General features: G+C 57.9%; 13 protein-coding genes and 1 pseudogene. 3 read left to right on the top strand and 11 right to left on the bottom strand.

Annotated elements, in window-relative coordinates; all coding sequences use genetic code 11:
- Positions 1 to 3 precede the first annotated feature (3 nt).
- Complete coding sequence (locus HY011_02645) at positions 4 to 942, top strand: hypothetical protein (GenBank protein ID MBI3421815.1); 939 nt, start codon at positions 4 to 6, stop codon at positions 940 to 942.
- Between the two features lie 127 nt (positions 943 to 1,069).
- Here HY011_02645 and HY011_02640 read toward each other — a convergent pair whose 3' ends face one another.
- The 7 genes from HY011_02640 to HY011_02610 form a co-directional block, all read right to left on the bottom strand.
- Positions 1,070 to 4,420, bottom strand: coding sequence for a caspase family protein (locus HY011_02640; GenBank protein MBI3421814.1), 3,351 nt, complete (start codon positions 4,418 to 4,420; stop codon positions 1,070 to 1,072).
- An 18-nt stretch (positions 4,421 to 4,438) separates the two neighbouring features.
- Complete coding sequence (locus HY011_02635) at positions 4,439 to 6,310, bottom strand: caspase family protein (GenBank protein ID MBI3421813.1); 1,872 nt, start codon at positions 6,308 to 6,310, stop codon at positions 4,439 to 4,441.
- Positions 6,311 to 6,488: 178 nt separating this feature from the next.
- Positions 6,489 to 8,399 carry a M48 family metalloprotease gene (locus HY011_02630; protein ID MBI3421812.1) on the bottom strand — a complete coding sequence of 637 codons (1,911 nt, stop codon included), beginning with the start codon at positions 8,397 to 8,399 and terminating at the stop codon, positions 6,489 to 6,491.
- A 95-nt stretch (positions 8,400 to 8,494) separates the two neighbouring features.
- Positions 8,495 to 10,138: a caspase family protein gene (locus tag HY011_02625; GenBank protein MBI3421811.1), complete on the bottom strand. Its 1,644-nt coding sequence runs from the start codon at positions 10,136 to 10,138 to the stop codon at positions 8,495 to 8,497.
- Positions 10,139 to 10,263: 125 nt separating this feature from the next.
- Positions 10,264 to 10,947, bottom strand: coding sequence for a DUF4384 domain-containing protein (locus HY011_02620; protein MBI3421810.1), 684 nt, complete (start codon positions 10,945 to 10,947; stop codon positions 10,264 to 10,266).
- A gap of 130 nt (positions 10,948 to 11,077) precedes the next feature.
- Positions 11,078 to 12,730 (bottom strand): serine/threonine protein kinase, encoded by a 1,653-nt coding sequence (locus tag HY011_02615; protein ID MBI3421809.1) that lies wholly within the window; start codon positions 12,728 to 12,730, stop codon positions 11,078 to 11,080.
- Positions 12,731 to 12,760: 30 nt separating this feature from the next.
- On the bottom strand, positions 12,761 to 13,330 hold the full coding sequence (locus HY011_02610) for a sigma-70 family RNA polymerase sigma factor (protein ID MBI3421808.1): 570 nt from the start codon (positions 13,328 to 13,330) through the stop codon (positions 12,761 to 12,763).
- 476 nt (positions 13,331 to 13,806) lie between these two features.
- Between HY011_02610 and HY011_02605 the strand changes: the two genes are divergently transcribed.
- Positions 13,807 to 15,816 (top strand): SurA N-terminal domain-containing protein, encoded by a 2,010-nt coding sequence (locus HY011_02605; protein MBI3421807.1) that lies wholly within the window; start codon positions 13,807 to 13,809, stop codon positions 15,814 to 15,816.
- Between the two features lie 161 nt (positions 15,817 to 15,977).
- Here HY011_02605 and HY011_02600 read toward each other — a convergent pair.
- Positions 15,978 to 16,049, bottom strand: a pseudogene (locus tag HY011_02600) (SEC-C domain-containing protein).
- 1,359 nt (positions 16,050 to 17,408) lie between these two features.
- On the opposite strand from HY011_02600, the gene HY011_02595 reads away from it, so the two are divergent.
- The gene (locus HY011_02595) at positions 17,409 to 18,830 is read left to right on the top strand and encodes a SpoVR family protein (protein ID MBI3421806.1); all 1,422 of its coding nucleotides are present in this window, start codon (positions 17,409 to 17,411) and stop codon (positions 18,828 to 18,830) included.
- 96 nt (positions 18,831 to 18,926) lie between these two features.
- Here the strand turns inward: HY011_02595 and plsY are convergent, their stop codons facing one another.
- From plsY to HY011_02580, 3 genes are read right to left on the bottom strand one after another with little or no spacing between them, the layout of a single operon-like run.
- A complete protein-coding gene (gene plsY, locus HY011_02590; GenBank protein ID MBI3421805.1) occupies positions 18,927 to 19,556 on the bottom strand; it encodes a glycerol-3-phosphate 1-O-acyltransferase PlsY in 630 nt (209 codons plus the stop codon).
- Between the two features lie 17 nt (positions 19,557 to 19,573).
- Positions 19,574 to 19,726 carry a hypothetical protein gene (locus HY011_02585; protein ID MBI3421804.1) on the bottom strand — a complete coding sequence of 51 codons (153 nt, stop codon included), beginning with the start codon at positions 19,724 to 19,726 and terminating at the stop codon, positions 19,574 to 19,576.
- A gap of 30 nt (positions 19,727 to 19,756) precedes the next feature.
- The gene (locus tag HY011_02580; GenBank protein ID MBI3421803.1) at positions 19,757 to 20,149 is read right to left on the bottom strand and encodes a HaeII family restriction endonuclease; all 393 of its coding nucleotides are present in this window, start codon (positions 20,147 to 20,149) and stop codon (positions 19,757 to 19,759) included.
- Positions 20,150 to 20,297: the final 148 nt, after the last annotated feature.

Raw genomic sequence — 20,297 nt, 5'->3', positions numbered from 1 at the left:
ACTATGCAACGCATCATCAAAATGTCCCTGTTCATCGCCTTGCTGCTCACGCCGCTCAGCGCCTCCGCCGCTTACACCGGCACGCAGGCCATCGGCTTCGCCAACTGGACGTCCGCCGACGTCACCAAACTGGCGAATGATTACGCGCAAACCGGCGGCGACCTCGAACTAAGCTTCCTGCCTTACGAATTCAATGCCGGCAACCCATTCGGCAACGCCACCGCGTTCACGCAATCCGCGCTGCCGCGTTTGAATGGCCGCCTGAAGCTGACGGCCTATCTCTGGTTCCACAATGCGGCCTTCGATTGGGCGGCCTTCCGACGCGGCAACGAAGCGTCCAGCTTCCGCGCGCGCTACCTGCAACGCGTCGCCGCCTTTGACGCCTGGGCCAAAGGCCTGGAGCAATGGGCCGCCGCGCGCGGTCTGGGCAACCGCTTCGACATCGTGCTTTGCCCCTATCTCGAAGACAACTGCACGAACCTGACCGATTACCAGAACCTGCTGACGGCCATCCGCGCGCAACAACAACACGACGCTTACAGCTCACCTATGCGCCGCAGCCCTGGCGGCACAGTCTTCCGCGTCACCGGCCTGGCGTTGGAAATGCACGGGCGTTACGACAGCGTGCGCGGCCAATTGCAAAGCGGCGACGTGTTTTCCAACGACGGCAACTTCGTCTGGCTGGACGCCGCGACGGTGCCCGGTTCGCGCGAGACGTCAACTTCGTTTTCGAGCTACGGCACACCCACGTCTTGCGGCGAATTCATCGGCAAGCAGCGCACGGCGCTGGCGACGGGCGTCTCGGTGCTTTACTGGCGGCCCGGTTGGAATGGCTTGCCCGGCGCGGCCAATCCGGCTGACCGGCATAACCTGACGCCGCTGACCGGGGCGAATGGAACGTTGGAGAATTATGCGCTGTTGAAAGTGCTGCGGAGCCGGTAGGCGGTTGAAGAGAACGCGGGCGCGAGCGGCTTAGCTGGCTCGCGCCCGCGCTTTTTTGAATCAGGGTCACGAAATGGTATCGCTTTCTTCTCAACTACTCGGGGCGCAAGTCCGTAACGAAGCAGCGTCACGGTTTCCTACGCACAAAGACGAAATCGCCGCTCTCGTGCCCGGAATTGCGCAGTGGATTGTATTCCGGCGTCTGCGCGGACTTGCCCGCCACCGGCTCGCGCACAAACTGGAAGAACAGCTCATCGGCAGTGAAGACCGATGGCTCTAGCTGTTCCAACCCGCGCAGCAACGCACTCGCAAAGATCGAATGCCGGCCGCCACCGCCATCCAACACAGGCTCGTTGCCGCCACTCGCCATCAACGTGCGCGATGTGCCTTCAGCCATCTTCCGCAAATACCTGTCGTGTTCCAGCGGCGTAGTCAGTTTGCTGACCGTGTTGCGCGCCAAGGTGCCGGAGTAACAACTGTCCGAAACCACCAGCACATGTTTCGCCCGCATTCCCTTGATGCTCGTCGTCACGTCATCGGCGCTGATCCAATTGGAGACATCGCCATCGCGCGCATCCACTGGCAGCCAGTAAGCCTTGTCCACATCCGTGTCGAAATAACCGTGCCCGGCGTAATAGATCAACAAGTCGGCGTTCACATCGAGCTGGCGGCGGTATTCGCTCAACGCCAGCACTATCTGCTCACGTTTGGCGTCTTTGAGCAGCGTCGTTGCATAGCCGAAGTTTTCGCGCAACACGCGCTCCACTTGTTCGGCATCGGCAATTGCGGTTTTGAGTGCCGCCAGATGTTGATACTTGTTATTGCCGATCACCAGCGCATAGGTTTTGCGCACCGCCCAGGTGGGCACGGGGTCAGGCTTTGGTTGCGGCACGGACGGTTTCGCTTCGGCTACAGGCGGCTCTTCGCGGCGGATAGTGAAGCTCTCTTCAGCCTTGTTGCCATAAATATCCGTGGCGATCACTTTGATCGGGTTGTTGCCGAGCTTGAGCAAGATTTCTGCCGAAAAGTTGCCTTGCTCATCCAGCGTTGCCGCAAGACCGCGCACCGTGACTTCACTGATGCCGGATTCATCTGTCACTTGCCCGGCCACCCTGAGCTTGCTGTCAGACTTTTTCGTGCCGACGCCGCGCGTGATGTCAGGCGCAGTGATGCGGATGAGGGGCGGCTTAGTGTCTTTTACTTCAACATTGGGTTTAGGTACGACCGGAGTAGCTTGCGATTGTGGCGGCGCTTGAGTTTGCAGTTGCATTCCTGTCTGGCTTGTTGGGTTGGTAGCTAGTAAATTTGTTTCTGCGGTAAAGCTCTTCAGCCGCAACGCAACCAAATCGGGCCGGTAATGCTGGGCTTTGTATTGCTCGTTATCAAGCGTCTGCTCTCCTCTGCGCCATTTCACATAACGCAAGGCATCATCAGAGCTATGAAAATAACCGTCATCGGTGTAGGCCAGCCAGTTATCCTCCGGCAAAGAGAGGATCGAACCCGGGTTCGACCAATTCCGTGTATCCCAAAGCTTGATCTCGCGGTCATCGCTGCCTGTAATCAGGAATCTACCATTTTGACTCAAGTGCAAGGCGCGAACCGGAGCGTTATACCCTTTGAGCGTATGTAACTGCTTGCCGCTTTGCGCTTCCCAAATTTTGACCGTCTTATCCCCACTGGCTGAGATAATCCATTTGCCATCGCGGCTCCAACGGACGGTTCCCACCCAACCACTGTGGCCTTTCAACGTGCGCAGGGGCCGGCCGCTCGCGGCTTCCCACAATTGAACCGTTTGATCATCGCTGCCGGAAGCGAGTTGTGTGCCGTCAGGACTCCACGCAAACGAATTGACGTTCTTCATGTGGCCAGTCAGCGTGCGTAAGGTTTGTCCTGTTTTGGTAGACCGCAAATGTATCGTCTTGTCGGAGTTCCCTATCGCACACAATTCACCATTTGGGCTGAACGCAATGGCAGTATATGGATCGACAAGATCAAACAATTTTTGCGCTCGCTTGCCGCTATCAGTATCCCAAAGACTGATAGCTTTGCTTTTCTCCTGCAAAGTAATCAGTTTTTGGTCTGAACTCAACCCGACCAGTCTCGCCCCGATTGTTTGCTCATCAAACGTACTCAACAATTCTCCAGTTTTGGTTTGATAAAGACGAACTGGTATATCCGCACCACTAACGATGAGATATTCGCCATCCTTGCTCCAACCAACTACGAAACTATTACTAGCTCCAATTGAAAATGTCCTTAGGGTGCTACCAGTGTCAACATCCCATAACCTGATTTTTCCTCCACGTTCGGCTGAAGCAACAATCTTGGCATCCTGGGTGGCTGATAATGAGAGAACCCACCTATCCCGCCCGGAGAAACTTTTTGTCAACCGCCAGTTTTGTGTCTCAAAGATTTGTAACGGTACCCGGGCCGACCAGGAACCTGAAGCGAGCTGCTTTCCATCGGGATTCCAAGCGACCGAAAGCACCTTGATAACTGGCGACAATCTGATGTTATTTAGTAGCTTTCCACTTTCAGTATCCCAAATACGAATCCGATCATCGTTATTCCCTGCGGCAATTCTCTTACCATCCGGACTCCAGGATACTGAATACACCCAATTGATTGCTCCTTCTTTGGTCGGGAATTCACGAGCCATTTTCTGAGTGTTGAAATCCCAAATAACAACTTTTTCATCGCGCCCTCCTGAAGCAATCCATTTGCCATCCGGACTCCACGCAACCGAGAGAACAGGTTCCTTATGCCCCTTCAAGGTATGAAGCAATTTGCCCGCCGCTAAATCCCATACTCTTACCATGTGATCTGAGCCACCCGAACCTAGAAATTTGCCGGAGGGATGCCAAGCTACCGCGTGGACATCATTAGTATGCCCGTTGAGCGTTTGCACAAGCTTCCCTTCAGGTAACTCCCAGATACGAATCGAGTCATCATCACTCCCCGAGGCCAAAAATTTGCCATCGGGGCTGATCGCAACTGAAGTTACTGCGCCGATGTGCCCTCTTAGAACCTGCAAAAGTTTCTGGCTGGCTACATCCCAAATCCGAATCGTCTTATCGTCGCTGGCCGAAACAATTAGCTTGCCCTCCGGGTGCCACGCGACCGACCGGATATCAGCCGTATGCCCATTGAAGCTGGTGGATAACTCGCCACTCTCGGTATCCCAGACTTGCACTACATTGCCCCTGCCGCCCGACACCAAAAACCTCCCGTCGGGACTCCAAGCGACGGAATTGATTGTCCCAGGGCTATCGCCATAACCCAACACTTCCGGTTTTGCCGCCGCTGGTGGGGTTGGAGTCTGAGACAAGACAGCGCTGGATAAGCTGGCAAATAAGACAAGCAGCACTGACAGTCGTATTGCCGCCGACTTTTTTGTTCGAGGGATGAAAGGCATGTTCGTCATTTGATCTTCTCTCTCAGATTGAGCAAGCAGAAAAACCATCGCTAGCAAAAGCAAAAATTGCGGCTCCTCAGTTTACGGACGCGTTGGTTTCTGACAAGGCGCGGTTGCAATCGCCAAATCACCATTCCCTCCCGGCAACGCTTGCGGATTCTGCGCCCCGCCCGTCGCGCCGCTCACCGTCTTTCGGATGTAATCGAAAAGCTCCCCCGCCGTAATCCGGCAATCGCCGTTCGCATCGGCTTTGCCTTGTTGCGCACCTTCCAGCAAGGCCCAGGTGAACACGCCGTGGCCGTTGCCCGCCGCATCGCGCCAGCGTGCGCCTTCCTGCGACTCTTCGTTCAGGCCGGAGGAACTGATGACCGTCCAGCCTTTCTTTTGAAAGAGCGCGCCTTCGTAAAAATTGAAGCCGGGTTGCGCGGCGGGCGATGTGGCGGGCGCGCCGACGCTGAGCGTGACCGTGGGCGGCTGGTTGGCGGGCGGCGCGGACTGCTTGTCCTTCTTCGTGCCGACGCCGCGTTTGTCCGGGCCACCCGGTTTCACCGGGGCAGCCGGGGGCGCTGCGCTGAGCGCTTGGCGATTGATGCCCGCGCTGTGGCAGGTGTCGAAAAAGGCGATGACGCGCGCGCGTTTGGTTTGCCGATCCAGGAATTCACCCAGCCAGCGCATCGAGAGCGCCGTGCCCGGCAGGTCGGCGACTTTGGTGTCGTGCAGCAGGAAGTAGAGTTTTTGCGGGTCGTACTTATCAGGCGCGCCGTGGCCGGCCAGGAACAGATAGATCAGATCGTTCTCGGTCGCGTTGGTCAGGAAGCGCGTGACTTCGGCTTTGACGGCCAATTGCGTTGCTTGCCGGTTCGTCAGGCAAACGATCTCTTCCTGTTTGAAACCGCCGCCCGCAGGCGTCTTCAGAAAATCGCGCAGGGCCTCGGCGTCCTTGTCGGCGAAGCTCAAATTCGACAGGCCGCCTTCGCTGTAGAGATATTGCGAAACGCCGATGATGACGGCGTAGCGGCGTCCGCCAAAGCCTTCGCGCTTGGCGACCGGCGCGCGCAGGATGGGGACGCTGCACAGGCGGCGATTGCCGACGCGGTCGGCGGCTTCGATCAACACGACGCGGGCCTGGGCCTCCACGGTGACGGTTTGATCGAAGGGCAACTTGATCGTCGCGGGGTCAACCGCCGGTTGGTTGGTTTTCTTGTCCTGCTTGGCTTGCTCTTTGGCGGCTTGCTCTTTGGCTTTCTGCTCGGTTTTGCTGAGTTGGGGCGGCGCGATCAATTGGCCGTTGACGGTGACGGAGGCCACGGCGCCGCTGTTGTCAGTGGCGTCGCCGCGCACGCGCACGCGCAGCGGCGCGTCCGTGCCGTGCAACGCGGCTTGCGGCTCGGCGAGGTTGATTTGCGGGGCCTGGTGGTCGCTGACGGGCGCGTGCGGGTCGGCTGGAGCCAAGGCCTCGCTACAACGAATCGTGGTGTCGGGCGCTTCGGGCGTGGCGGCGGCGTTCACTTTGCCGGGCAACAGCACGAAGGAGCAGCGATAGGTTTTGCCAGTGCGGTCTTCCTGCGCGAGGATTTCAATGCGGTTCTTGCCGTTCAGCAACTTGATCGTCGGTTGTAAGCGCAGGTCTATGTCCAGGAAGGTGCCATGCAAACCAGCACGTGGTTTGGCGACCGGGCCAAGCGAAACGTCATTCAATTTGGCGCTGATATGCCCATACGAAATGCGCTCGGCATAGGGCGTGACAACCCAGAGTTTGAGCCGCGTAATCAGGCGGTCGGTAGGGAAGGTGACATCCATCGCGGTGTGCAGACCGCTATTAATTTCCGGGATTTCCAGCGCGAACGGCTCGCGCGCATCCACAATTTGTTGGGCGATTTGCTGGGCGCTCGGCTGGGCGGCTGACCAACTCAACGCGCAGACAAGCAACAGGATGAGCAGACGACGACGCATAAGACCTCCGAGGGAAAGCGGGTTTGAAGCGGAACCCTGGGTACGCACCGCTTCCAGCGTGCGGTCTCGGTGGCGGACGGAATGATGCCGAAGGAAAACTCTCCGGCATTACGCGCTCCGATTTCAAGCCCGCACGCTGGAAGCGGTGCGTACCCAGGGTCAATTGCTACGGTTTGCGCTACGGTTTGCGTTTCACGTTGTTGGGCGCGGCAGACGCGGGTGGTGATGACGGTTGCGGTTGCGGAGCGGGCAAGGGCGCAGGTTCGCGCGCCGCCTGACCGCCCGCCGTCTTGATCGGATCGAGATTCTTGGTCGAGATGTTCATGGCCGGACGCGCGGCCCATTGATCGTCGCCCAGGTCTTTCAAGTAGGCGTAGATCACATCCATGTTGGGCGGCAATCCGCCGCCGTGCTCTTGCTGATAAACATCCACGTATTGCCGCAAATAGCCAATGATCTCGCGGTTCTGCGCCGGATTGCGATCGGCCATCAGCACCAGCGCGCGATGCATCCAGGGGCCGGCCAGCACGCCGCGTTTGTCGGTTTCGATGGCCTTGATGATCGAACTGAGCGCCTCGGCTTTCTCAGCTTTTGAACGCGCGGTCGCATGCAGCACCTTGCCGTAGTAGAAATGCGTGTAGGGATCGTTCGAGCGGATTTGCAGCGCCTCGCGGAGGTTGTCGAGCGCCATTTGGTACATGTCGAAATAAAACGCGCGGATGCCGTTGTCGCGTTTGAGATCGGCCATGACCGATTGGAACTCTTCACTGCTGCCGATGATTTCGCCCTTCTCCAGCTTCTCGCGCAGCACAGCGTTCAGGTTGTCCATCTGTTGTGTCGCACCCTTTTCGCGCTTCTCAGCGTCTTCAGCCGTGCCAAAGGTCTTGCCCGGTTCCAGCGGCGAAACGATGCCGCCATCCGCCGTGTCGCCGCGTCGCGCGCGCAAATTGGCCGCGCCGCGCATCAGGTTGGGTTTGACCGACCAGGAAACCATGGCGAAATTGGAAAAGGTCTTGCCTTCCAACACGCGGTCGGCCTGAGCCACGAAACCATCGGAAGTGCGCGGCTCGCGCGCATTGAACTGTTGCAAGCGCGCGTAAAGCTTCGGCACTTCGCGCGGGTCGTAATTGCGCTCGAACATCAGCTCCATGCCGTACTTGTCAGCTTCGTTTTCCTGGACGCGATCCCAGGCGAAGCTCTTGGTCGGCTTGACGAACTTCATCACCAGCGCGGTCAACTCGCTGGCGAAATAGCCGTATTGCATCCCGCGCAAAAACGAGCCGCTGGCCGCGCCGCCGAAGAGTGTTCCCAACCCGCCCGCTGCCAGGGAAGCATAGCCTTGAATCTTTTCCTGCTTGCGGTTGAAGTCCTCCATCTCGTTGGAGACGAGCGAATCCTGTAGCCAGTGCAGCTTCTCGATGTGCGCCACCTCGTGGCCCAAAATGTAGGCCAACTGCGCCTCGTTATCCACCAGCGCCAGATAGCCGGTCGTGATGTAGACCGTCCCGGTCGAGAGCGAGCGCGCATCGGGCACCGGATTGAGCACGACCTTGAAGATGTAACGTTGCGCCGAAGTGGCCGGCACCAGCGCTTGGCCGACGCGGTTGACGTAATCCTGGACGAACTCGTTGTCATAGAGCGTGTCTTCCAGTTTCAATTTGTCGCCGGTGAAGGTCGTCACGTCGTCATTGCTGTTGAAGGTGTTCATCTGGAAGCCGTAATCGCTGTGCTGCCGCCGCACCTCCTTGTAATCCTGATCCACGCGGTACTTGAAATCCGGGCTGTGGTCTTTCGACCCGGCGTCGTATTTCTTGCGCGCGTCGGCCAGCATCTTCTGGTATTCGCGTTCGGACTTCGCCTGGGCGCGCTCCTGGCGCTGCTCTTTGTCGCCAATGCCGAACATGTCGCCGACTTTGGTCTTGATGCCGCCGTCTTTTTTCTCTTTCTCTTTGGCCTTTTTGTCGGCTTGCTCCTGCTTGTCCGTCTGTGTCGGCGAAGCTTGGATTGGGGAAGCCTGGATGGGGGAAGCGAAAGCGCCTAACCCAAGCAGGCTGATCGCGAGCACTGCGTTGCGAATGATGGTGTTCATGGTCATGCCTCCTAAACAGAGCTGAATGAGATCAGCTTGGGTTGAATGTCTGCCAGCCGCGCGCGTGACGCGGTGACGTGCCGGTCGCCGGCGGTTCAAGGGCGTTTCAACGCCGCGCGCAAAACAGGTGGCTGTACAGTCCCGCCACCTTTGCCCGCGTGTGTTGCGCGTCTTGCCGGACGGGAGACAGCGGCCTTTTTCCCGTCCGGCTTTTTGATCGTTTCGATGACCAGACTGGCGGCTTGCCAATCGGTGTCATCAAGTGAAGTTGGGAGTGAAGCGGGTGAGGCAGATGCTTGGCCCGGCTTTTTGGTGCCGACGCCGCGCCGGTTGATGTAGCCGGTCAGCTTGTTGCTGCGCAGCCGGGCGAAGACTTCGTCCCAGGTCAGTTCCTCCTTGTCGCCTAGATTGAGCTTGCTGCTCGACAGCAGGGCGACCACGATGTCTTTGCCCAGCGGGGGTATTGCGTAAAAGTATTTCGAGCGCGGCAGACGCTGCGTGCCCTGCCGGACATAGTTGTCACGATCATCCGCGTTTTCAGCGGTCGGAAAAACGCAGGTGGCTTTGCCCTCCTGGCTAAAAACCACCAGATAAAGCCAGCCCGGCGCGCTGGTCGTCACCTCGTAGGAAATCTCGTCATCGAGTTGGTAGCGCCGTTTGCCCTCCAGGTTGCGCAGCGTGACTTTGAGTGTGGAGTCAGGGTTGGCAAAGGCGATGGCCGGGATGACGAACGGCATCGGCGCAAACAACGGCTCATCCAGCGAGAAGGGCGTCAACACCTCGAAGACCGGCGTCTGTTGGCGCTTGCCGCTGTTGTATGTCGCCATCCGCGTCGTGATTTGCGCGCGCAGTTCGTTAAAAGACAGCGCGCGTTCGCGCTGCGTTTCGGTGAACAGGTAAGAGAGCGCGCCACGGTCGCCGCCCGCCACCTTGACCGGATAGGCCAGTTGGCCGGCTTGCGCGGCGGAGATGACGGCGATGCGCGCGGTCGAATCGTCCAGTTTCTCTTTCACCAATTTCAGGTCGCGCTTGCGCAATTGCCGGCTGTTTATCTCATCGGCGAAGTCGCTCACGTCATAACCCGCCGGGCCGCCGCCAACCGCGCGTGACGACGTTTGCAGGCGGCTCAACTCGGCAGGCGCGGGCAAATAGCGCGGTTTGACGGCGGCGCTGGCGGGCGCATTGCCGGGCGCTCTGGAAATCGTGCCGGAGTGGCAGGAATCGAAAACGAGCACGGCCTGCCGGCCTTTCAACTCGCCGATCAATTCGCCGATCAGGTCATCGCGGATGATGTTGGCAAAGCTGTCCGCGCCTTGCAGCGCGACATCGTAGGGCGCGAGCACTTCGTCGAAACCGTCCGCTTCATCGCCGTTATCGTCGGGCACGCGCGAACCGTGGCCGGAGTAATGAAAAAAGATGTGATCGCCGGGTTGCGTTTCCGCAATCAGGCGGCGGCGGAATTCCGCGACGATGTTGGCGGCGGTGGCTTCCGCGCCGAGCAACAGTTTGATTTCGTCAGCGTGGAAGCCGTAATGCTTGATGAGCAATTCGCGCATCGCCAGCGCATCCTCTTCCGCGCCGGGCGTGGGCGGAACGTAGGCTTGGGCGTAGTGATTGATGCCAACCAGCAAGGCGTGGCTGTTGGGTTTACGGGTTTGCGCGCGGCTGCTGAGTTGCGGCAGTACCAGCCAGCCCAACACGAGCGTAACGAAGCAGACGCCGGCAGTCAGTTTTTTCATGGCGGGTTCTCCTTTGGGACAGCCTGGTGCGGTACCGGGAGCGGTAGCGATCGGGTTTCTTTGCAAGCGCACATCCCGCAGAAACCCGATCGCTACCGCTCCCGGTACCGCACCAGGCCAGGCCCTCACCGATGCTGCAAGTTGATCGAAACGTAAAGCGCGCGCCGCAAGCGTTGCTGGTTGCTCAGCACGTAAGCATCCGCGCCGACCCGCACGCGGTCGAAGTCGCGGCCTTCGGCGTCGCCAGCCATTTCGCGCGCGTTAAGATCGTCGAGCGCTTGTTGCGTATCGCTGGCAGCGGGCGCGGCGTCCCCTTTAGCTTTGGGCTTGGCGCTGGCGGGCGGACGTTTTTGCGCCGCGACCAGCTTGGGCGGCGCAACTGGCGCGGCGGAAAAGACGAAGGACAAGCGTTCAATGCCCGCCCGCTGATCGAAGCGCAGCCATTCGTCGGCGGGCGCCGGCACGGTGTAGCCAGAGACAATTTTGACCGGCCCGCTCACACCCGCCGCCGGAAAGAGGCGTTGCAGGCGGCCCGAAGTGCCCAGGTTGTAGATTTCGACGTAGGCCGGGAAATTGAGTTCGAAGTGTAGTTTGACCTTATCGCCAGCCTTAAACCCGGTGTCGAGCGGCACGAAGCCGGTTTGCCCGCCGCGCAATAGCTCAATGCTGATGCGGGCGCCGGGCCGGCCTTTCGTGCCGGTCTTGGCGTAGCTGCTGTAAAGATCGCGGGCCGCCGCTTCGTCTTGAGCGTAAGCCGCGCCAGCGCACAACGTGCCGAGCAGGAAAATAAGCGCGAACAGTTTTTTCATCACGAGCCTCCTTCTGGTCTGTCAAAGTTGTCTGCCTATTGCCGGAGTGACGATTCCGACGTGAGTGTTGCAACTAGATAAGCGCAAATTTTTCGGAAAAGGGACACAGCCCCGAAAATTTATTTTTCGCCTACTCAGGTTGCAGCGCTCTGACCACGCTGATCGTGCCCGGGCGCGCCAAATCTTCGGCCAGCGTGAGCGTCTCGCTCAGCGTGCGATGGCTGCGGCAAACCGTTTTGGTCAGATACGTGCCGGGCCGCACGGCGGCACTCTCGGCGTGGCCTGTGGCATCGGTGCGCAAGACGAGCGCGTTCTGCGTGGTGATCGGTTTCGGCTCACTGCTGACGCCCGCGTTGAAGAGCGCAAAGCTGCATTGGGGCAACGGGCGGCCTTGCGCATTCCGCACGGTCAGCCGCAGTTGCAAGCCGGGCGTATCAGGTGCGCCGGGCGGGGGCGGCAGGGTGGTCAGCGGCGTCGTAGTGCGCGCCGGCAACCTTTGCCAGAGCAGGTAAAGCCCCGCGCCCAACACAGCGGTCAGACTCAACGCCACCGCCAGCCACGCCCAACGGCGCGGGCGCGGCAACGGCGCGGGCGTGGGTGTGGGTGTGGATACGGACGTGGCAACGGATGCGGCAACGGGCACTGGCGCGCGCGCAGGCGGCACGGGCTGCGAATCAGTCAACGGCGCGGTCTCGCGCAACGCCTCGGTCAATTCGCGCGCAAAGGCGAGCGCCGATTGATAGCGGTCTTTTGGCGCGTTGGCGAGCGCCTTCAGCACGACGCGGTCGAGCGTGGGCGAAAAGCCCAGTTCGGGCCGCCGCGCGCTGGGCGGGGGCAACGGTTGATAGAAGCGTTTGGCAATCACCTCAGCTTGCGAATGGCCGGCGTAGGCGGGCTGCCCCGCCAGCATTTCGTAACACACCAGGCCAATCGAATAGACATCCGAGGCGGCGGTCAATTGCTCCGGCGGCGTGCCCTGCAACTGTTCGGGCGACATGTAACCGACCGTGCCGATGGCGCCGTCGGTTTGCGTCTGATTGGTCTGCCAGAGTTCGCGGCGATAGGCGATGCCGAAATCGAGCAGCTTGACGGCAAGCAGTTCAGCTTGCTGTTGAACAATGATGTTGTTCGGTTTGATGTCGCGGTGGATGACGCTGGCTTGATGCGCGGCGTGCAGGCCGGCGCAGCACTGGCGCATGATTTCGCCGATGGTCTCGCGTGGCGGCGTGCCTTGCGTTTGCAGCCAGTCGCGCAGGTTCTCGCCTTCGACGTATTCCATCACCAGATAAGGGCGGCCATCGCGCAGGCGGCCCGCGTCGTAAAGCGTCACCAGGTTGGCGTGTTTCAGGTCGGCCAGAATCTGCACTTCGCGGCGGAAGCGGCGGTAATCTTTGGCGTTCAAATCGGCGCGGATCAATTTGACGGCGGCCTGGCGGTCGAACATCCCATCGGCGCGGCGGGCCAGATAGACTTCGCCCATACCGCCGCGATCCAGGAACTGCGTGATGCGGTAAGCGCCGGCGGATTGGCCCAGCGCGGCGCGCGCATCAGTCGCGGGCGGGGTGTAAGACCAGGCCGGCGCTTCCAGAAAACCGTCGGTTTCGGCGACGGTCTGCGCGCTGAGCATCTGCTGCACGCAGCGCAAGAGCAGCGCGTCGCCCTGGCAAGCCGTTTGCAAATGGCTGGCACGCTGGGCCGCAGGCAAGGCGGCGCAGGTTTCGCACAATTCAAAGGCGCGCCGCCAGCGTTCACGGGTGATTTCATCGGTCGGGTCTTGCTGCATGGTTTGCTCTCCGGGGAGACGGGCGTGGCGTTACGCCGTGGGATAACCCTGTTGCAATTTTATGAAAGCCTTGGCCGTCGCCCAGTAGCGTTTGACCGTGCCCACGGAAAGGCCGGTCAACCGGGCGATCTCTTCGATTTGATAGCCGCCGAAATAGCGCAACACGACGATTTCGGCGCGACGCGGATCAATCTTTTCCAGGTCGTAAAGAATTTCGTTGACGCGCAGCAATTCCGGCCCGGCGGCGAACTGCAAGCCAGGCACATCATCAAGCGGCACGTTGACGGGATTGTGTCGGTAGGCGTGGCGCGCGTATTCGACCAGGATGCGCCGCATCTGTAACGCCGCCACTTTGAAGAAATGTTCGCGCCCTTCCCAGTGCACTTCTTTCATGTTGAAGAGACGCATATAGGCTTCCTGCACGAGGTCGGAGGTTTGATAGAGATGATCCGGGCGTTCGCGGCGCAGACGGTTGGCGGCGATACGTTTGAGTTGCGCGCGCACCAAGCCGGCCAGGCGGTCGTGCGCCAGAGCATCGCCCTGCTCAATGCGCCGCAGTAAGTCAGTGATCTCGCTCGTTGGCCCGTTTGCAGAGGACATGGCTCCCCAGTTGTTCTGATTCAAGCCGCCCTTGCGTGGTAAAAAAGGAATGCTTGAACTGTTTGTGGTATGCGTTGCTGATGCTGGCTCGCTTGCTGTATATGCGAGGCAGAGTGTTTTCGGTTGCGTGTGCGCATCCACCCAGCCATCCGGCCGCTTCACCCCGGTGCGCGGGCAGCATCCTAATCAAAGCTTTCAGCCATGTGCAAACCCACGCGTGGCGGCGCAGTGCAGATTTTTGCCGCAACTCTGGCCTCGGCTGTTTCGTAAGGCCGCTTGTCATCCGCTCCCGTCACCCCTACACTGCCTTTGCATTGATAGTTCGCTGACAGTTCAATTTCGACGATTGCCCCGCGCGTGCAGACGCGCTTGAAGAGAATCCTTCGAGCCGGTATTATTCCGGCTTTCTTGCCGGGCTGCCAGTTGCCTCGTGAAGCGCAGCACCCGCATTCCAATCCCAATTCCGGAGTCTAAACATGCTTCGTTTTTTCGCTAAGTTTCAGCGCTCGCGCAATATCGTGCTGCTGCTCTTTTCCTTGTTGCTGCTGGTCGGTTTGGTGGTTTTCTATATTCCAAACACGAGTCTGACGGGGGGCCGCACCCCGACCGCCACCTCCGAAGATGATAATAAGGTCATCGCCAAAGTGGGTTCGCAGGAAATCACCCTCAAAGAGTTGCGCAACACCATGGCGGCTTACGGCGCGCAATATGGCGGGGGCCGCGGCCAACTGCCGCTCTCTACGCTCAAGGCCCTGGGGGTTGACAAGCAGGCGCTGGATGCTTTGATTGCCAGCCGTTTGTCGCTCGACATCGCCGCCAATCTCAAATTGGAAGGGACGGATCGTGAAGTCAGCGACCAGGTCGTCAAGTCCTTTACCAATAGCGAGACCAGCCTATTTATTGGCCCCGAAGAATACCGCCGCCGTTTGGCCTTGAACGGTTCGAGCGTCAATGAATACGAGAAATCGGTGCGCGACGGCATCACGGCCAACAAAGTGCGCAGCTACCTGATTTCAGGCGAACAGGTTTCTGACAAAGAGATTGAAGAGACCTACAAGAAAGACAACACCAAGGTCGAGGTCGCCTACGCCATTGTGGATCGCGACAAAGTCAAAGACACCTTCAAGCCTGCGGATGACGAATTGAAGTCTTATTACGAAACCCACAAGAACGATTTCAAGGCGGACGAACCGACGCGCAAGGTGGATTACATCTTCATCTCGACCGATGAGGTCGCCAAGACGATGAACATCACCGACGCCGATCTGAAAGAGGAATACAACAGCAACAAACAGTTTGAATATCGCGCCAGCATCATCCGCCGCGATGTCTTGGCGAGTTCAGACGAAGATACCGTCAAAACCAAAATTGACGAAATCACCAAGCGCGTCAAACCCGCCGCGAACACGAACGTCAAGCCCGAAGATTTTGCCGCGACTGCTAAAGCCGAATCGCAAGACACCAAAACCGCCAAGAACGGCGGCGACATCGGCTGGGTACGCAAAGATCCAAACCGCAGCAGCGCCTGGCAACAACGCATCTTCTCGTCCGGCCTCAAAGTCGGCGACATTGACGGCCCCTTCCGCGATGGTTCCAGTTGGTATCTGATGAAGGTAACCGAGCAACGCGAAGTTCCCTTTGAACAGATGAAGGCCACGCTGCGCGCCGGTGTCTCAAACCGCAAGGCCTACGGCGAAGCATCCAAGCTGGCCGACAAAGCCTACGAAAAGGCGACCGAGTACAAAGACTTGCGCAAAGCGGCGGACGAAATCGCCAAAGAGATGAAGACCACTACCGACAAGCTGCTCAAGTCCACGCCCTATTTCAAGAATGGCGACACCTTGCCCGGCATCGGCAGCAGCCCGCAATTTGAAGAAGCTGTCGGCACGCTCAAGAAAGGCGAAATCGGCGACAAGGTCGGCATCACGGGCGGCTTGGCTGTCCCGCAAGCCACAGACATTCTCGATAAAGGCACCGCGTTGAGCTTCGAGCAGGCGCGCAATCAGGTCGAGAACAAGCTGCGGCAGGAAAAAGAACCGAACCTCGCGCTGGCCAAAGCCCAGGAACTCATCACCAAAGCCAAAACGGCGGCGGAATTCCAAACCTTGGCCAAGGCTGCCGGATTGGAAGTCAAGACTGACACCAATTTCAACAACCTGACCTTCCCGGGCCAATCGGCGGGCGGTTTGCAGACCAGCCAACAGGCGCGCAATACGCTTTTCACCTTGAAGGAAGGCGAAATCGTCAAAGCGCCGATTAAATATGGCGCGGCTGGTTACATCGTTTTTGCGGCCACCAAGCGCACCGAGGCCGACCTTTCAAAGCTGGCCGCCTCACGCGAAGACATTCGCCAACGGCTGGTTAGTGAACGCCAGGGCTTGGCGTATGACGCATATATCAAGGCGGCGCGCAAACGCTATGAAGATGCCGGCAAGATCAAGATTTATCAGGATCGGATTGATAGCTTCATCGCGGCACAGCAATAACTGTTGAATGCGGAAGGCGGAATTTCGCAATTCACACTGCAAGCAACCTGAAACAGAAAAGGCCTGAAAGCTCGCCACAAGCTTTCAGGCCTTTTTCCATTTGCGCGAATACCTTTCACCCTGCGGCTAACCAGCTATCTTCCGCCTTACGCATTCCGCATTTACTCCGTGCCGTGACATTTCTTGAACTTCTTGCCTGAACCACACGGGCAAGGATCGTTGCGTCCGATCTTGCCAGGATTGAGCACGGTACCTTTCGCAGAGACTTCGTAACCGGGCGGCGCTTCAGGCTCATCGTCCAAACGCCACGGCTCCGGCGCGCTGGTAGGCGGCTTTGAACCAGGTTCCCAATATAGTTGTACGGGTTCGGCGGCTGCACGCTGCCAGCGTTCCTGCCGCTCGGCTTGCGCCTCCGATTCATAAAAATCCAGCAACTCGATTTCAAAATCATACTGGTGGTGATGATCCGGCTGATCCAGGGAAGCGACAAATTGGCTGACCGTGCCCAGCATCTTCCGATTGATGACATTGCGGTCATACGCCGCGCGCAACGCATACAGGCCGCGCTTGCGATCCAGATAAACCAGGCTATCCGCCGCCATCGTCAGGAACAGCACATCGTTTTCCTGCCGGTCAGTGTACCGCTTGCTCAAAAACGTAAAGAGCGGTTCGCGCAAATCAGCGTGCGCGTGCCCCAACCGGGCCAGCGCCGCCGCCGCCTTGTAACGCGCCTGCGCATAATCCTGATTGTCTTTGTAACCGTTTTGCTCGCGCTGGATGAAATCCATCAACGGTTGCGCAATCGGCTTGCCAAAAGCCGCCAACAAAGCGGGTAACGAACCCATCACCCATTCGCTATCGGCATAAAAGACATCCATCAGCTTATCCAGCACCAAGGGGATGTCTTCGGGTTTGCCGTGTAGCGCCAGGATCGTCCAGGCGTGATAGACGATCCAGTAAGCGCCGCCCTTGCCTTCATACCAGTAATCTTCGTTCTGCAAATACTGGCGCAGTGGCGGCAAAGCTTCGTCGCCGCGTTTGACCAATTCCTCAATGTGCGCGGCGGTGACGCGGTCTTCTTCTTTGAACAATAATTCCAGCAACTCCGCCGTCGGCAGGGCAGCGTAATCGAACATCGTCTAGCTCCAAGCAATGATAAAAAGTCCTGATTTAGCGGGCATCTTCGCATCGCCACTGGCAAATGTCGAGCAACGAAATTGTGCTATAGTCGGCACCGCTATAGGCATTACCAATGGTTTGAAACCATGCGGCAACGAAAGGTGCAACGAACATGTGATAGTGATGAAAAGTAAGGTGCTGCCGTTTTTGTCGCATAGCGACAGTTGAATTTAGCCGTGGTTTTCAAACCACGGTAAGCGATACAACAGTTCCGCGTCGCGTCAGCGACGCCTGAATTCAGGCGTCGCTGACGCGACGCGGATTTGACACTGACCTTTCCCGGCGTTGAAACGCCGTGCTAAACTCAGGTCGCCGCTACGCGGCTGCAAAACCGCTACATTCCTTTTTCATTACAAACAACAGTCTTCGTGCTCTTCGTTCCCTAGTGGTGAAACACAACTCTGTGAGGTGTTATGGACAGAGAAGTCAACGAACTCGAAAAAGCGCTCGCACAAATCTGGGACATCGCCGTCAACAAATTCGACCTTGATCCTTTCCCCACCAAATTCGAAATCGTCCCGGCCAGCGTGATGTACGAAGTCGGTTCGTATGCGCTGCCGGGTCGCTATTCGCACTGGTCTTTCGGCAAGGCGTATCACCGCATGAAGACGATGTACGATTTCGGCCTGTCGAAAATCTACGAAGTCGTCATCAACTCCAATCCGTCCTACGCCTTCCTGCTCGAAACCAATTCGCTGTTGCAAAACAAACTGGTCATCGCGCACGTGCTGGGCCACGTAGACTTTTTCAAGCACAACGCCTATTTCGCGCCGACCAATCGCCGCATGGTGGATGACGCCGCCTTGCACGCGCGCCGCATCAACGAGTACGAATTCAAATACGGCCGCAAAACCGTCGAAGACTTTCTCGACGCCGTGCTTTCCATCGAAGAGCACATTGACCCGGACTTTTACATCAAAAAGAACCGCCGCCAGCGCGATAAGGACGAAGAGAAAGAAGTGCAGACGCCCAATCATCCAGTCGGGGCTTACGACGATTTGCGCACCCGCGAAGAACGCGACGCCGCCGAACGCCAAGCCAAAGACGATGCGCTGAAAGAAAGCCAGCAACCCGAAAAAGATTTGATCTGGTACATCATGCAGCACTCGCCCAGTTTGCAGCCTTGGCAGCGCGACATCATGAGCATGATCCACGATGAGATGCTGTATTTCGTACCGCAAATGCAAACCAAGGTCATGAATGAAGGCTGGGCCTCGTATTGGCATTCCCGCATCATGCGCGAACTCGATCTGCCCACCGAAGAACATCTCGAATTCGCCGAGTTGCATGCCGGCGTCGTCTCGCCGCATCGTGGGCAGCTCAATCCCTATTATCTCGGCTACAAAATCTTTGAGGACATCGAACGCCGCTGGGACAATCCCACTGCCGAAGAACGTGAAAAGCTGGGCCGACAACTCGGTCAGGGCCGCGCCAAAATGTTCGAGGTGCGCGAACTCGACAACGATATTTCCTTCCTGCGCAATTACCTCACAGAAGAGTTGTGCGAAGAGTTGGATTTGTTTGTCTATGAATTGGTGGACGAAGAGGAATGGACAGTCACTGAGAAACGCTGGGAGCGCGTGCGCGATCAACTCGTGGCGAACATGACCAACTTCGGCTTCCCTTACATCGTCGTGACCGAGGGCGATTACCACCGCAACCGCGAGCTCTATCTGACCCATCAGTACGAAGGCTCAGAGTTAGACATCCGCTATGCGCGCAAGGTGCTGGAACACGTTTTCAAACTCTGGGGCCGCACCGTGCATCTGGAAACGCGGGTGGAAGACGAGCCGCGCGTGTTTCATTACGATGGCGAAGAGCATAGCGAGGATTAAATAATCGGTGCGGTACCGCGCGCATCAGCAAGCGGCGCGTCAAGTCAGTGCCATCTGCCGCCAAAGCACAACTTTCGCTTGCGCCCGCGCAAAAGCTCAGGAACGCGCCGCGCCGAATTTATTCTCTTTCCCAGCCAGCAAGCGCTGAATGTTCTCGGCGTGCTTGGCAATGATGATGGCCGCCGCCACGCACAGCGCAGTTAGTGTGGGCACAAAGTCCGGCACTGGCTGCCAAAACTGATGCTGCAACCACGCCCACAGCGGAATGGAAGCCGCTGCGCAAATTGACCCCAGCGACACATAGCGCGTCCGCCAAACGATCAACGCGAACACCACAAACGAAGCCAGCACCGCCCACGGCACAATCGCCAGAAACACCCCCAACCCCGTCGCCACGCCCTTGCCCGCTTTGAATTTCAACCAAACCGGGAAGCAATGCCCAATCACCGCCAACACTGCCGCGCCCGCGACAATCCATCCAGCTTGGGCATCACCGCCCAACCAGCGCGCTACCCACACGGCTATGAACCCTTTCAGCGCATCCAGCACGAGCGTCAGCACGCCCGCGCCTTTGCCCGCCTTGCGTGAGACGTTGGTCGCGCCGGTGCCGCCACTGCCAACTTCACGAATGTCGGAGCCGCTGCTGAATTTGACGATGAGATAGCCGCATGGAATCGAGCCGAGCAGGTAAGCCAGGATAAGAGCGGTGATGTTTTCGGAGTGCATTGTTTTGTCGCTTGCGCTCAGCCGGTAGCATCCAACCATCCCAGGTTGCGTCCGATCAAGAGTTCCGTCATCTCGGCATGATGGTTGTTTTTCATTGCTACGGCTTTCAACTCAAAGCCATTGGCTTGCGCCAACTCGCGGATTTGCGCGTCGTCATCGTAGGTCATCAAAAACACACAGGGCCGGAATCCAGTCGCCTGCTATGACCTTCTGCTATTAACCGTGCTTGAGTACTCTCTTCTAAACTCTTCGTAGATGATTCTTAAGACCTTTTCCCTGTCCTCAAGGTCTTCGAACTGACTCGCTAATTTCAGTATGTCGCTTTTGCTGATTGACTGGATTTTCATGTTGATGAGGTAATTTTTGATCTCTTTCGAGATGTCGTCTATCACCAGAATCACATTCCCATCGCTAAGTCTTTCGCTGTCAAAATTCAGCTTCAATTCCGCATAAATGTTGTCAGCGGTTGTCTGATTGTAGACCTTGAGCTTCTTTATCTGGTAAACAACGCCAAAATTCGTGGACAAGTCCACACCGCTGTCGTGAGCTGAAGTTCGAGTGTCGCGGTATATTTTGCAGGCGAATTTTTCCAAATGCACCTTGATCAATACTGTGAACAGAAATCAGGCAGCTAAAGCGCCGTAAGTCCTGAGTTCTGCGTAAGCCGGGTGATTTTTCCAGCAAGTTAGGTCGTAAGCGTACTTGGCAGAAATCTCTGCCATAAAGTGTTCATTGAAAGCG

The sequence above is a fragment of the Acidobacteriota bacterium genome, assembly GCA_016196035.1.
Taxonomy (GTDB): Bacteria; Acidobacteriota; Blastocatellia; order RBC074; family RBC074; genus JACPYM01.
Note: the sequence above shows the minus strand (reverse complement) of the source record. Positions and strands in the feature narration are given on the sequence as shown.

Coding starts and splice junctions, on each gene's coding strand:
- HY011_02645 (MBI3421815.1), top strand. CDS start 4: ATGCAACGCATCATCAAAATGTCCCTGTTCATCGCCTTGCTGCTCACG.
- HY011_02635 (MBI3421813.1), bottom strand. CDS start 6,310: ATGCGTCGTCGTCTGCTCATCCTGTTGCTTGTCTGCGCGTTGAGTTGG.
- HY011_02630 (MBI3421812.1), bottom strand. CDS start 8,399: ATGAACACCATCATTCGCAACGCAGTGCTCGCGATCAGCCTGCTTGGG.
- HY011_02625 (MBI3421811.1), bottom strand. CDS start 10,138: ATGAAAAAACTGACTGCCGGCGTCTGCTTCGTTACGCTCGTGTTGGGC.
- HY011_02620 (MBI3421810.1), bottom strand. CDS start 10,947: ATGAAAAAACTGTTCGCGCTTATTTTCCTGCTCGGCACGTTGTGCGCT.
- HY011_02615 (MBI3421809.1), bottom strand. CDS start 12,730: ATGCAGCAAGACCCGACCGATGAAATCACCCGTGAACGCTGGCGGCGC.
- HY011_02610 (MBI3421808.1), bottom strand. CDS start 13,330: ATGTCCTCTGCAAACGGGCCAACGAGCGAGATCACTGACTTACTGCGG.
- HY011_02605 (MBI3421807.1), top strand. CDS start 13,807: ATGCTTCGTTTTTTCGCTAAGTTTCAGCGCTCGCGCAATATCGTGCTG.
- HY011_02595 (MBI3421806.1), top strand. CDS start 17,409: ATGGACAGAGAAGTCAACGAACTCGAAAAAGCGCTCGCACAAATCTGG.
- plsY (MBI3421805.1), bottom strand. CDS start 19,556: ATGCACTCCGAAAACATCACCGCTCTTATCCTGGCTTACCTGCTCGGC.